Consider the following 12,438-nt stretch of genomic DNA (forward strand, 5'->3'; position numbering starts at 1 on the left):
AGCCGGTGAGTCGACGTCCTTTGCGACTGGCGCTGATCGAGGCTGCGCAACGCCTCGAGGCCGCCGGTGTACCGAGTCCGCGTACCGACGCCGAACTGCTGGCCTCGCATCTGCTCGGTGTCGAACGGACTCGCCTGGGCCTGGTGCCCCTCGTCGATCCCGAGGTGATCGAGGAATTCGACGAGTTGGTGGCGCTTCGTATGAAGCGAATACCGTTGCAGCACATCATCGGAAGTGCGTCGATGGGAAACATCGACGTCGCAGTCGGTCCCGGAGTGTTCATTCCGAGGCCCGAAACCGAACTGCTCATGGGGTGGGCGTTGTCCTTCCTCGAAGGCTGCAGCAGCAAGCCGCCGGTCGTGCTGGATCTGTGCACCGGATCCGGCGTGTTGGCGTTGTCCATCGCCCAGGCCAGACCGGACGCCGTCGTCCACGCCGTGGAGAAGGAAACTGCCGCACTGGCCTGGGCACGTCGTAACGCGGCCGACCGGGAAAACGCGGGTGACACCCCGATCAAACTTCATCAAGGCGACGTCACCGACCGGAATCTGCTGCCGGGGCTCGAAGGCGGCGTCGATCTGGTGGTCGCCAATCCGCCGTACATCCCCGACGGCGCACAGCTGCAACCGGAAGTCATGCACCACGACCCACACAGCGCGTTGTTCGGTGGTCCGGACGGGCTCTCCGTCATCAAGCCCATGGTCAGCAACATCGCTCGCTGGTTGCGCATCGGTGGAGCTGCGGGGATCGAACACGACGACACCAACGGTGACGGTGTCGCTGCCTTGTTCTCCTCTCGTCGCGTCTTCGGGGACGTAGCGCAACATCCCGATCTTGCCGGCAGGCCCCGATTCGTCGTCGCCCGTCGCGTAGCCACCGACGTCGAAGCGCAGCGAGCACGAACGTACGGAACGCAGCGCGATCAGGCCGCCGCTGCCGCGAGTGACAGGATAGTGGAGTGAGTACCGTTTACGACTGCAGTCAGACAGATTCTCGAGCCGCGGGCTTGGCTGCCGCGAAGAATGCGCTCAAAGCCGGTCGCCTGGTCGTTCTTCCCACGGACACCTTGTACGGGCTCGGCGCGGACGCCTTCGACAGTGAGGCCGTAACCAGCCTGCTCCGCGCCAAAGGTCGAGGGCGGGACATGCCGGTTCCGGTTCTGGTCGGCTCCTGGAACACCATCGACGGGCTGGTCTACAGCGTTCGGCCACAGACTCGGGACCTGATCCGCGCGTTCTGGCCCGGTGGTCTGAGTCTGGTTGTCGAACAGGCGCCGTCCCTGGCCTGGGATCTGGGGGATACCCGTGGAACGGTGATGCTGCGTATGCCGCTGCACCCGGTAGCGCTGGAACTGCTGCGCGACGTCGGACCGTTGGCCGTCTCGAGTGCGAATATCTCCGGACGACCGCCCGCATCCACGGTGACCGACGCGCGTGATCAACTCGGTGGTTCGGCCAGTGTCTACCTCGACGGCGGTCCGGCCGAGCACGCGCTGGCGTCGACGATCGTCGATCTGACAGGAACCGCACCCCGTATCCTGCGGGTGGGTGCGGTCTCCGCCGAGGACATCGCCGACGTGTTGGGTACCAGCCCGGAGAGCCTCATCGAGGGAGTTTCGTAACGATGGTCGGTCCCGGTGGCGAGCGCCCGGGCACAACCTCGAAACGGCTGGACGCTCGTGCGGTGCGGCGCCTTCGCCGCCACGGGTTCGCCATGTGCTCGAGTACCGAAAGTTGTTCGAAGCCAATCGAATCGTATGGGACAGCTGGAACCACTGCGGCAGGTAGTCCGCGGTGACCGCCACTTCGGCCACGGTACAGATCCTGGCACAGTCCAGTGGGGGAGCGGGCGTCCCGATCCGGGAGTTACTGCTCGTGCTCTGCACGGCTGCCGTCGTCACCTATCTGGTGACCGGCGGCGTTCGGCTGGCGGCAATTCGACTCGGAGCGGTGGCCGTGCCGCGAGATCGGGACGTACACGTCGAGCCCACCCCGAGGCTCGGCGGCGTCGGCATGTACGCGGGTATGGCGGCAGCGCTGTTCTTCGCTCAACAACTGCCGGCTCTGACTCGGGGATTCGCCTTCGACAATCACGTCAACGCTGCCCTCGTTTCCGGTGGTGTCATCGTTCTGGTCGGAATAATCGACGATCGGTGGGGTCTGGACGCTCTCACCAAATTCGTCGGACAGGTGACCGCTGCGGGCATTCTCGTGGTGATGGGTGTCAGTTGGTACATCATCTACAACCCCATCGGTGGGTCAGGTGGATCCACGATCATTCTCGACCAACTGCAATCCGGACTGTTCACGGTGGCAATCGCGGTCGCCATCATCAACGCGATGAACTTCGTCGACGGACTCGACGGTCTGGCTGCCGGCTTGGGCTTGATCGCCGCGGTCGCCATCCTGATCTTCTCGATCGGACTCCTTCATGATCAGGGCGGCGACGTCAGTGCCTATCCGCCGGCAATGATCGCCGCCGCACTGGCAGGCGCTTGCCTCGGCTTTCTGCCACACAATTTCAATCCGGCCCGGATCTTCATGGGCGATTCCGGCTCGATGCTCATCGGATTGATGCTGGCCGCAGTTTCGACAAGTGCCTCCGGGCGAATCCCGCTGACCGCGTACGGTACCCGCGATCTGGTTGGTTTGCTGGCGCCGTTGTTGCTGGTGGGTGCGGTGATGTTCATTCCGATGCTAGACATGCTCCTCGCGGTCATCCGGCGTACGCGGGCGGGAGTGAGCCCGTTCAGCCCGGACAAGATGCATCTTCATCACCGACTCTTGCAGATCGGACATACCCATCGGCGCGTGGTCTTGGTGATCTACCTGTGGGTCGGAGTGCTGGCGTTCGGTGCGGTGGGATCGTCTCTTCTCAACCGTCAACTGGTGGTCGTCCTCGTCGCCGCGGGCCTGTTGGTAGCTCTGCTGTTCACGGCAATCCCGTCGTTTCGTGAACGAAATCAGCAACGGAAGTAGCGGAAATATCTCATCCGTTAGTCTTGGGTACCGTGACGAATACGCCGCAGCCCATTCCCGATTCGACCGCCGCCATGAAGTCTGCCGTGAGGTGGGGTGTGATGGGGCTGGTGGTGCTGGCCGTCGTCGGTGCCTTGCTCGGCGGCCTGTTCGACGGGAAGAAGGGCGTCTACGGCGCTCTGATCGGAGCGGCCGTCGGTGGCGGCTTCATCCTCTTCACCGCACTCGGGGTGTTGCTGACTGCCAAGTTGCCCGCACTCACCGCCGGAGCCGTTCTCCTCGGAACATGGCTGCTGAAGATGATTCTCGCGATGGTCGTGCTGTTCATTCTTTCCGGTATGGATTTCTACAACAAAACTGCCTTGGTGCTGGTCATCATCATGTCGCTGGTTGTCGTCCTCGGAGCGGAAACCTACGGCGTACTCGGGACCAAAACGCCCTACGTGGAGCCGACCTCGAGTAACGCCGACAACGACGACGAGTAGTACTACGGGAGGTAACTAATCGGACTTCCAGGTACCCCATCTACACAATGTCGTAGATGACTTGATAAGGTCAGGTACAAGCGAGAGCAATGGTGGGCGAGGTAACACTCGGCCGACGATGCCATGTGCTCGCAGGTGGCTCATATTTCGGGCCACCGAGTCGACGAGAGTCGCCGACACCGACAGACGCCAGACCCTGTACCGGGATCTCCAGCTGCTGACGAATGCGCGAGTCGAACTTGTCGGCTTGTAGATCGTCAATGTCCGATCGAACCGCAGTCAACGATGGCTGGGGACCGACTACGGGAGAGAACGCTGAGCGTCACCACCCTGGCCGCGGATGAATTCCATGCGCCGTCACTAGACGATTTTTTCCCGCCCTCCGTGTTGATTCACGCGGGCCCCTTCGAACTCGACCGCCTGATGCTCATCCGCATCCTGATGTCGGTGCTGGTCGCAGCGTTCTTCGTGATCGCGATGCGCAGTCCTCGATTGGTACCTCGCGGAGTTCAGAACGCAGCCGAGCTCGCGCTCGACTTCGTTCGCATCAACATCGCCGAGGAAATCCTGGGTAAGGAACAGGGCAAGCGCTTCCTGCCGATCATCACGACGATCTTCTTCATCGTGGTCGCCAGCAACGTGGCCAGCATCATCCCGTTCCTGAACATCTCGCCGAACGCGCGAATCGGTATGCCGCTGGTGCTCGCGGCGCTCGCCTACATCGTGTTCAACTACGTGGGAATCAAGAAGTACGGCTTCTTCAAGTACGTCAAGAGCAGCATCGTCGTCCCCGGCGTGCCGCTGCCCCTGCACTTCCTGCTGGTGCCGATCGAGTTCATCTCTACCTTCATCCTGCGTCCGTTCACGTTGATGGTTCGTCTCATGGCCAACATGTTGGCCGGCCACATCCTGCTGGTGCTGTTCTTCAGCGCGACGAACTACTTCTTCTTCGTCTCCGGCGGCTTCCAGGCGATCTTCGGCGTTCCGTCGATCATCGCCGGTATCGCATTCACGTTCTTCGAGCTGCTGGTCATCTTCCTGCAGGCCTACGTGTTCGCGCTGCTGACCGCCGTGTACATCGAACTGGCGTTGCACGCCGACGAGCACTGACCTTTTACCTCCTCACCAGCTACACCAAGAACTGAGCCTCTTCCCGAATCCGGTGGAGGTCAACAGAAAGGGAACGGAACATCATGAGCCTCGCTTACCTCGCGCAGGACGTAACGACGACTGCCAAGGGCTACGGAGCCATCGGCTACGGCCTCGCAGCAATCGGCCCCGGCATCGGCGTGGGCATCGTTGTCGGTAAGGCAATCGAAGGCATGGTCCGCCAGCCCGAGATGGCCGGCCAGGTCCGTACCACCATGTTCCTCGGTATTGCATTCACCGAGGCCCTCGCGCTGATCGGCCTCGTCGCCGGCTTCATTTTCTAAGACCGACATGGCAGCCACCATCGCAATTCTCGCGGCCGAGGGGACGACTCATAATCCCCTCGTGCCGGAGACATACGACATCGTGTGGTCCGCGGTCGCGCTCCTGGTAGTCGGTTTCGCTTTCTGGAAGCTCGTTCTTCCGAAGTTCCAGAAGGTTCTCACCGAACGCACCGAGCTGATCGAGGGCGGTATTCAGAAGGCCGAAGCTGCACAGGCAGAGGCCAAGGAAGCGCTCGAGCAGTACCGAGCACAGCTTGCCGAAGCTCGCACCGAGGCTGCGCAGATCCGTGAGGAAGCGCGCACCCAGGGCCAGCAGATCATTGCCGACATGAAGGTCCAGGCGCAGGACGAGAGCGATCGCATCGTGGCCGCAGGCCACAGCCAGCTCGTCGCCCAGCGTCAGCAGATCGTTGCCGAACTCCGTTCGGATCTCGGCAAGACCGCTGTTGATCTGGCGGAGAAGGTCATCGGTGAGTCACTCGCCGACGACGTGAAGCGCGCAGGCACGGTTGATCGATTCCTCAACGAGCTCGACGCCGTCAGCGCTGATTCAGCCGGGAAGTGAGCAACATGTACGCAGCGAGCCGTGAAGCATTGGCGCAGAGTCGTTCTGCGCTGAGCAGTGCCCTGGGCGCCGTCTCTGCAGGAGCCGCAACAGCGGCCGCTGCACAGGCTGGGTCCGAGCTCTTCTCGGTGGTCGAGGTACTTGACGGCCAGCGCGTTCTCCGTAGCGCGCTGGCTGACGCTTCGACACCGGCTGCTGGTCGTCAGGCTCTGGTCGAGCAGTTGTTCGCGGGCAAGGTCGGCGCCGAGGCGCTGGCCACCGTGAAAACAGCTGCCGGTCAGGACTGGTCGGCCACCCGCGACCTGGTCAACTCGCTCGAACTCCTCGGACGCGAAGCTCTGCTTCGCGCTGCGGCAGACCAGAGCCAGTTGGACACCGTGGAGGACGAGCTGTTCCGACTCGGCCGCATCGTGGCCGGGGACCCCAGCCTCGAGCAGACGCTCTCGGACCTGTCGGTACCTGCCTCGCGCAAGCGGGAGTTCCTCTCCCGACTGCTGTACGGCAAGGTCACCGCAGTCACCGAGGCAATCGCCGGCCAGGCGGTCGGACGATTGAAGTCCGCACCCGCGGACACGTTCGACCAGTTGTCGAATCTTGCCGCAGCGCAACGCGACACAACTGTTGCCCATGTTCGTAGTGCTTCGGCCTTGAGTTCGGAGCAGACGGATCGTCTGACGAGCACTCTCACCCGCACCTACGGGAAGCGCGTGGCAGTACACGTCGAGGTCGATCCAGACCTCCTCAGCGGCTTGGTCGTCCGGGTGGGCGACGAGGTAATCGACGGTAGTGGAGCGGGTCGACTCGCAGCACTGCGGAAGAACCTCAAGTAGTCCTTCGGCCGAACACACACTCCAGATCTTTTCGAAGACCAGACACCGAGAGCAGGAATAACATGGCGGAGCTGACGATCTCCTCCGACGAGATCCGTAGCGCGATCGACAACTACACCGCGAGCTACTCCCCGGAGGCCTCCCGCGAGGAGGTCGGCACAGTGACCGACACCAGTGACGGCATTGCGCACGTCTCTGGCCTGCCTTCGGCTATGTCCAACGAACTGTTGGAGTTCCCCGGTGGAATCGTCGGCGTCGCGCTCAACCTGGATGCCACCGAAATCGGTGCCGTCATCCTTGGCGATTACCAGAACATCCAAGAAGGCCAGGAAGTAAAGCGCACGGGCGACGTTCTGTCGGTTCCCGTCGGCGATGCTTTCCTCGGCCGTGTCATCGACCCGCTCGGTGCACCCATCGACGGCCTCGGCGAGATCGCGAGCACCGAGAACCGTGCACTCGAGCTTCAGGCCGCGTCGGTGCTCGAGCGCCAGCCGGTCGAAGAGCCGCTCCAGACCGGTATCAAGGCCATCGACGCCATGACCCCGATCGGCCGCGGCCAGCGCCAGCTCATCATCGGCGACCGCAAGACCGGCAAGACCGCGGTCTGCATCGACGCCATCCTGAACCAGAAGGCCAACTGGGACTCGGGCGATGTCAACAAGCAGGTGCGCTGCATCTACGTCGCCATCGGCCAGAAGGGCTCCACGATTGCGGGCGTCAAGGCTGCACTCGAGGAGAAGGGCGCGATGGAGTACACCACCATCGTTGCTGCTCCGGCATCTGATTCCGCAGGCTTCAAGTGGCTCGCACCGTACACCGGCTCGGCCATCGGCCAGCACTGGATGTACCAGGGCAAGCACGTCCTGGTCGTATTCGACGACCTGACCAAGCAGGCAGAGGCCTACCGCGCCATCTCGCTGCTGCTGCGTCGCCCGCCGGGACGTGAGGCATACCCCGGTGACGTCTTCTACTTGCACTCCCGTCTGCTGGAGCGTTCGGCGAAGCTGTCCGACGCACTCGGCGGCGGTTCGCTGACGGCTCTGCCGATCATCGAGACCAAGGCCAACGACGTCTCGGCGTACATCCCGACCAACGTCATCTCCATCACCGACGGTCAGGTGTTCCTCGAGTCCGACCTGTTCAACAAGGGCGTTCGCCCCGCGATCAACGTCGGTATCTCGGTCTCTCGCGTCGGTGGCGCGGCACAGACCAAGGGTATGAAGAACGTTTCCGGTTCGTTGCGTCTGGAACTGGCTCAGTTCCGTGAGCTCGAAGCGTTCTCCGCCTTCGCCTCCGACCTCGACGCTGCGTCCAAGGCTCAGCTCGAGCGCGGTGCCCGTCTGGTCGAGCTGCTCAAGCAGGATCAGTACAGCCCGATCCCCGTCGAGGACCAGATCGTCTCGATCTACCTCGCCGGCCAGGGTGTCTTCGACAGCGTTCCGATCGGCGACGTCCGTCGCTTCGAGAAGGAACTGCTCGAAGATCTCAAGCACTCCGCTGCAGGCGTCTACTCCAGCATCGACGGCGGTAAGGCACTCGATGCCGACAACGCTGCCGCACTGATCGCCGCGACCGACAAGTTCAAGGAAGGCTTCATCGCCGCCGATGGAAGCCGGGTCGTGAACGAGGCCGAGGCTGACGCTCTGGGTGCTGACGAGGTTGCCAACGAGCAGATCAACGTCAAGCGCAAGTCTGTCAGCAAGTGACGGAAATGCACATGACACTGCGAATTCCGAAGGGAGAGTGATTGATCGATGGCGAGCATTCTCGAATTGCGGTCTCGTATCAAGTCGGTCAACTCGACCAAGAAGATCACCAAGGCACAGGAACTGATCGCGACTTCGCGCATCACGAAGGCTCAGATTCGCGTCGCCGCGTCCAAGCCGTACGCCGAGGAGATCACGAAGGTACTCACCGAATTGGCGAGTGCGTCTGCTTCGCTCGATCACCCGCTGCTCAACGAGCGTCCGGAGCCCAAGCGGGCCGCGGTGCTCGTTGTCACCAGTGACCGCGGCATGTGTGGCGGCTACAACTCCAACGTTCTCAAGCAGGCAGAAGAGCTTCAGGCACTTCTGCGCAGTGAGGGCAAGGAGCCGGTCGTCTACGTGCTCGGTTCCAAGGGGCTCGGCTACTACACCTTCCGTGGCCGCGACATCGGCGCTGCGTGGACCGGCTTCTCGCAGGATCCGGGTTACTCGGACGCTGCCAAGGCCAGCCGCCACCTGGTGGAACTGTTCATGGCAGGCTCCGGCAACCACGTTGCCGCTCCGAACGGCGAAGGCACCATCGAAGGCGTCGACGAACTCCATATCGTCTACACCCGCTTCGTGTCGATGCTGACCCAGACCCCCGAGGTTCGCCGGATGGCGCCACTCGAGGTGTCCGTGTCCGAGGAGCACATCGCGCTCGGTGACGACATGCTGAGCAACGGCCACGACGATCAGCACGAGAGCGGTCCCGTCGCCGACTTCAGCTTCGAGCCCGAGCCGGACAAGCTGCTCGGCGCCCTCCTGCCGAAGTACGTCAGCACGCGTATCTTCTCGTCGCTTCTCGATGCCGCGGCATCGGAGTCGGCCGCCCGTCGTACCGCAATGAAGGCCGCGACGGACAACGCAAACGAACTGGTGAACACGTTGAGCCGTCAGGCCAACCAGGCTCGCCAGGCCCAGATCACCCAGGAAATCAGCGAGATCGTCGGCGGCGCCAACGCGCTCGCCTCGAGCGCAGGAAGTGACTAGCACATGACCGCAGCAGTAACCGAAAACAACGGGGCAGGTTCGGCTTCGGCCGTAGCCGGCCGCGTCGTGCGGGTCATCGGTCCCGTCGTGGACGTTGAATTCCCGCGTGGCGCTGTTCCTGAACTGTTCAACGCCCTGAACGCCGACATCACGCTCCCGTCGGTCGCCAAGACGCTGACGCTCGAGGTTGCCCAGCACCTCGGTGACAACCTCGTTCGCACCGTGTCCATGCAGCCCACCGACGGCCTGGTCCGCGGCACGGCTGTGGTCGACTCCGGACGACCGATCTCGGTTCCCGTCGGTGATGTCGTCAAGGGTCACGTCTTCAACGCCCTCGGCGATTGCCTCGACACCCCGGGTCTCGGTCGCGACGGCGAGCAGTGGGGCATCCACCGCAAGCCACCGGCCTTCGATCAGCTCGAAGGTAAGACGGAGATCCTCGAGACCGGCATCAAGGTCATCGACCTCCTCACCCCGTACGTCAAGGGTGGAAAGATCGGTCTCTTCGGTGGTGCCGGTGTCGGCAAGACCGTTCTGATCCAGGAAATGATCACGCGTATCGCTCGCGAGTTCTCGGGCACCTCGGTGTTCGCAGGCGTCGGTGAGCGTACCCGTGAGGGCACCGACCTCCACCTGGAAATGGAAGAGATGGGCGTCCTCCAGGACACCGCCCTTGTCTTCGGTCAGATGGACGAGCCGCCCGGAACGCGTATGCGCGTCGCCCTGTCCGCGCTGACCATGGCGGAGTACTTCCGCGATGTCCAGGGCCAGGACGTCCTGCTGTTCATCGACAACATCTTCCGCTTCACGCAGGCAGGTTCCGAGGTTTCGACCCTTCTCGGTCGTATGCCTTCGGCCGTGGGTTACCAGCCCACCCTGGCGGACGAGATGGGCGAGCTCCAGGAGCGCATCACCTCGACCCGTGGTCGCTCGATCACGTCGCTGCAGGCTATTTACGTGCCCGCCGACGACTACACCGACCCCGCGCCTGCCACCACGTTCGCGCACCTCGATGCAACGACGGAGCTCTCACGCCCGATCTCGCAGATGGGTATCTACCCCGCTGTGGATCCGCTGAGCTCCACCTCGCGCATCCTCGAGCCGAGCATCGTCGGTGCGGAGCATTTCCGCGTCGCCAACGAGGTCAAGCGCATCCTGCAGAAGTACAAGGAACTGCAGGACATCATCGCCATCCTCGGTATGGACGAGCTTCAGGAAGAGGACAAGGTCCTGGTCGGCCGCGCCCGTCGTATCCAGAAGTTCCTCGGCCAGAACTTCATCGTCGCCGAGAAGTTCACCGGTGAGAAGGGCTCGGTCGTCCCGCTGCGCGAGACCATCGAAGCCTTCGACCGCGTCTGCAAGGGCGAGTTCGATCACCTTCCGGAGCAGGCATTCAACAGCTGCGGCGGACTCGACGACGTCGAGGCTGCAGCCAAGAAGATGGCCGGGAAGTAGTCCACGATGGCTGAGATGACCGTAGAACTCGTTGCTGTCGAGCAGCGCTTGTGGTCGGGAACGGCGACGCTCGTGAGCGCTCAGACAACAGAGGGCGAGATCGGCATCATGCCCGGGCATGAGCCGGTTCTCGGTCAGCTGATCGAGGGCGGAACCGTATCCATCACAGCGGTCGACGGCGGACGTGTCGTCGCTGCCGTGCACGGTGGCTTTCTTTCGGTAACTGCTACGACGGTGACCATCCTGGCCGAGTCCGCGGACCTGGCTCAGGAAATCGACGTCGAAGCTGCCAAGGCTGTGCTCGCTTCGAACTCGAACGATCTGGAAGCGATCGCGATCGCCAAGGGTCAGCTTCGGGCCGTCGAGCGCGCATAGAGTACTCACAGCAAAGCCGCGACGGGAACTGACGAACAGTGACATTTGGAATGACCGTAATGTTCATTCTGGTTGTGCTGCTCGCTGTTCTCGTCGCGGCTTTTCTGTATCGGCTGCTGATTCTGCGTCGTGGGGGAACGGCGGCACTGCTGCGAGTCCTGCCTGCCGCCGAAGGCAGCGGTTGGCGACACGGCATCATTCGTTACGGCGAAAGCACTTTCGTCTTCTTCAAACTTTCATCTCTGCGGCCCGGACCCGATTCGAGAATCGACAGACAAGGCATCGAGGTCGAGAGCCGTCGCGCTCCGTTCGGAACCGAATTCGACATCATGACCGAGGACATCGTCATCCTCTCGGTCACAGACGGTTCCGCCGCCTACGAGATCGCTTTGGACAGCGGTGCTTTGACGGCATTTCTGTCCTGGGTCGAATCACGCCCCGACGGGCGTGCCCGTCGACGTCGTAGTGCTTGACCGCTAGGCCCCGGCGCCCGGCTTCCAGAGAACGTCACCGTCCGGGTTGGCAACTCTTCCCATGATGAAGAGTAGATCGGACAACCTGTTGAGATATTGCGCGGGCAGAACGCTCGTGTCCTCCGGGTTGGCATCGATTGCAGACCACGCTGAGCGTTCTGCTCGACGTGACACCGTCCGCGCGACGTGCAGTAGCGCTCCGAGCGCGGTGCCGCCGGGAAGGATGAACGAATTCAGTGGTGTCAGACGATCGTTGAGTTCATCGCACCAACTTTCGAGACGATCGACGTAGGCCTGGGTGACACGCAGCGGCGGATACTTCGGATTCTCGACGATCGGTGTGGACAGATCGGCACCGGCGTCGAAGAGATCGTTCTGGATCTGTCGCAGCATCGCGAGTAGATCCTCCGGTGGATTGCCGAGGGCAACCGCCACACCCAGTGCGGCATTGGTTTCGTCGCAATCGGCATATGCGACAAGTCGTGGATCGTTCTTCGAGACACGGGAGAAGTCGCTCAGGCCAGTCGTGCCGTCGTCGCCGGTACGGGTGTAGATCTTCGTCAGGTGAACTGCCATGGGGCAACGGTACCGGCGCGGAGATTTCCGAGGTGTGGCTCTAGGCTGTGAAACGTGACTGAGCACTTTCTCGTGACCGGAGGCAACCGCCTCGAAGGTGAAGTAACGGTCGGAGGGGCCAAGAACAGCGTCCTGAAGCTCATGGCTGCCGCGCTGCTGGCCGAGGGCACGACGGTGGTGACCAATTGCCCGGGCATCCTCGACGTGCCGTTGATGGCGGAGGTGTTGCGTGGCCTGGGTTGCGAGGTAGAGCTCGAAGATTCGGAAGTGCGGATCACGACGCCCGCTGAACCCAAATACCACGCAGATTTCGACGCGGTGAAGCAGTTTCGTGCGTCGGTATGCGTGTTGGGTCCACTCGTTGCCAGGTGCCGCCGGGCTGTTGTCGCTCTGCCTGGTGGTGACGCGATCGGCTCGCGTCCGCTGGACATGCACCAATCCGGTTTGCGATTGCTGGGCGCGCACAGCGAGATCGAGCACGGCTGCGTTGTTGCCGAAGCCGAGGACTTGCACGGTGCGACCATCCGCCT

15 protein-coding genes (1 of these 15 only partly in view) are annotated in these 12,438 nt (G+C 62.6%); 14 read left to right on the forward strand and 1 reads right to left on the reverse strand.

What is annotated here, in order from left to right:
- Positions 1–5: 5 nt before the first annotated feature.
- The 13 genes from prmC to ABH922_RS05910 all read left to right on the forward strand — a co-directional run bounded on the left by prmC (position 6) and on the right by ABH922_RS05910 (position 11,332).
- Positions 6–962, forward strand: coding sequence for a peptide chain release factor N(5)-glutamine methyltransferase (prmC, locus tag ABH922_RS05850; protein WP_424806026.1), 957 nt, complete (start codon positions 6–8; stop codon positions 960–962).
- Positions 959–1,621, forward strand: a complete 663-nt coding sequence (locus ABH922_RS05855; protein ID WP_424806027.1) for an L-threonylcarbamoyladenylate synthase — start codon at positions 959–961, stop codon at positions 1,619–1,621. Before prmC ends, ABH922_RS05855 begins: the two co-directional genes overlap by 4 nt.
- Positions 1,622–1,793: 172 nt before the next feature.
- Complete coding sequence (locus ABH922_RS05860; protein WP_424806028.1) at positions 1,794–2,978, forward strand: glycosyltransferase family 4 protein; 1,185 nt, start codon at positions 1,794–1,796, stop codon at positions 2,976–2,978.
- Between the two features lie 74 nt (positions 2,979–3,052).
- Positions 3,053–3,463: a hypothetical protein gene (locus tag ABH922_RS05865; RefSeq protein WP_424809578.1), complete on the forward strand. Its 411-nt coding sequence runs from the start codon at positions 3,053–3,055 to the stop codon at positions 3,461–3,463.
- 285 nt (positions 3,464–3,748) lie between these two features.
- Positions 3,749–4,573: a F0F1 ATP synthase subunit A gene (gene atpB, locus ABH922_RS05870; protein ID WP_424806029.1), complete on the forward strand. Its 825-nt coding sequence runs from the start codon at positions 3,749–3,751 to the stop codon at positions 4,571–4,573.
- A gap of 83 nt (positions 4,574–4,656) precedes the next feature.
- Positions 4,657–4,896, forward strand: coding sequence for an ATP synthase F0 subunit C (locus ABH922_RS05875; RefSeq protein WP_424806030.1), 240 nt, complete (start codon positions 4,657–4,659; stop codon positions 4,894–4,896).
- Between the two features lie 7 nt (positions 4,897–4,903).
- Positions 4,904–5,461, forward strand: coding sequence for a F0F1 ATP synthase subunit B (locus tag ABH922_RS05880; protein WP_424806031.1), 558 nt, complete (start codon positions 4,904–4,906; stop codon positions 5,459–5,461).
- A 5-nt stretch (positions 5,462–5,466) separates the two neighbouring features.
- The gene (locus ABH922_RS05885; RefSeq protein ID WP_424806032.1) at positions 5,467–6,291 is read left to right on the forward strand and encodes a F0F1 ATP synthase subunit delta; all 825 of its coding nucleotides are present in this window, start codon (positions 5,467–5,469) and stop codon (positions 6,289–6,291) included.
- Between the two features lie 62 nt (positions 6,292–6,353).
- Complete coding sequence (gene atpA / locus ABH922_RS05890) at positions 6,354–7,997, forward strand: F0F1 ATP synthase subunit alpha (RefSeq protein WP_424806033.1); 1,644 nt, start codon at positions 6,354–6,356, stop codon at positions 7,995–7,997.
- A gap of 48 nt (positions 7,998–8,045) precedes the next feature.
- Complete coding sequence (locus ABH922_RS05895) at positions 8,046–9,029, forward strand: F0F1 ATP synthase subunit gamma (RefSeq protein WP_424806034.1); 984 nt, start codon at positions 8,046–8,048, stop codon at positions 9,027–9,029.
- Between the two features lie 3 nt (positions 9,030–9,032).
- Complete coding sequence (gene atpD / locus ABH922_RS05900; protein WP_424806035.1) at positions 9,033–10,484, forward strand: F0F1 ATP synthase subunit beta; 1,452 nt, start codon at positions 9,033–9,035, stop codon at positions 10,482–10,484.
- Between the two features lie 6 nt (positions 10,485–10,490).
- Positions 10,491–10,859 carry a F0F1 ATP synthase subunit epsilon gene (locus ABH922_RS05905; RefSeq protein ID WP_424806036.1) on the forward strand — a complete coding sequence of 123 codons (369 nt, stop codon included), beginning with the start codon at positions 10,491–10,493 and terminating at the stop codon, positions 10,857–10,859.
- A 50-nt stretch (positions 10,860–10,909) separates the two neighbouring features.
- A complete protein-coding gene (locus tag ABH922_RS05910; protein WP_424806037.1) occupies positions 10,910–11,332 on the forward strand; it encodes a DUF2550 domain-containing protein in 423 nt (140 codons plus the stop codon).
- 3 nt (positions 11,333–11,335) lie between these two features.
- Here ABH922_RS05910 and ABH922_RS05915 read toward each other — a convergent pair whose 3' ends face one another.
- The gene (locus tag ABH922_RS05915; protein ID WP_424806038.1) at positions 11,336–11,908 is read right to left on the reverse strand and encodes a cob(I)yrinic acid a,c-diamide adenosyltransferase; all 573 of its coding nucleotides are present in this window, start codon (positions 11,906–11,908) and stop codon (positions 11,336–11,338) included.
- A gap of 54 nt (positions 11,909–11,962) precedes the next feature.
- Here ABH922_RS05915 and murA point away from each other — a divergent pair, with 54 nt between their 5' ends.
- Positions 11,963–12,438 carry the beginning of a UDP-N-acetylglucosamine 1-carboxyvinyltransferase gene (murA, locus tag ABH922_RS05920; RefSeq protein ID WP_424806039.1) on the forward strand. Its footprint extends 784 nt past the window's final position, so only the first 476 of its 1,260 coding nucleotides appear in the window; it begins with the start codon at positions 11,963–11,965; its stop codon lies beyond the right edge, outside the window.

Origin of the sequence: Rhodococcus sp. 27YEA15 (assembly GCF_049739425.1) — a bacterium.
Taxonomy (GTDB): Bacteria; Actinomycetota; Actinomycetes; order Mycobacteriales; family Mycobacteriaceae; genus Rhodococcus_F.

Coding starts and splice junctions, on each gene's coding strand:
- ABH922_RS05895 (WP_424806034.1), top strand. CDS start 8,046: ATGGCGAGCATTCTCGAATTGCGGTCTCGTATCAAGTCGGTCAACTCG.
- ABH922_RS05885 (WP_424806032.1), top strand. CDS start 5,467: ATGTACGCAGCGAGCCGTGAAGCATTGGCGCAGAGTCGTTCTGCGCTG.
- atpB (WP_424806029.1), top strand. CDS start 3,749: ATGGCTGGGGACCGACTACGGGAGAGAACGCTGAGCGTCACCACCCTG.
- atpD (WP_424806035.1), top strand. CDS start 9,033: ATGACCGCAGCAGTAACCGAAAACAACGGGGCAGGTTCGGCTTCGGCC.
- ABH922_RS05910 (WP_424806037.1), top strand. CDS start 10,910: ATGACCGTAATGTTCATTCTGGTTGTGCTGCTCGCTGTTCTCGTCGCG.
- ABH922_RS05915 (WP_424806038.1), bottom strand. CDS start 11,908: ATGGCAGTTCACCTGACGAAGATCTACACCCGTACCGGCGACGACGGC.
- ABH922_RS05905 (WP_424806036.1), top strand. CDS start 10,491: ATGGCTGAGATGACCGTAGAACTCGTTGCTGTCGAGCAGCGCTTGTGG.
- ABH922_RS05880 (WP_424806031.1), top strand. CDS start 4,904: ATGGCAGCCACCATCGCAATTCTCGCGGCCGAGGGGACGACTCATAAT.
- ABH922_RS05875 (WP_424806030.1), top strand. CDS start 4,657: ATGAGCCTCGCTTACCTCGCGCAGGACGTAACGACGACTGCCAAGGGC.
- ABH922_RS05865 (WP_424809578.1), top strand. CDS start 3,053: ATGAAGTCTGCCGTGAGGTGGGGTGTGATGGGGCTGGTGGTGCTGGCC.
- atpA (WP_424806033.1), top strand. CDS start 6,354: ATGGCGGAGCTGACGATCTCCTCCGACGAGATCCGTAGCGCGATCGAC.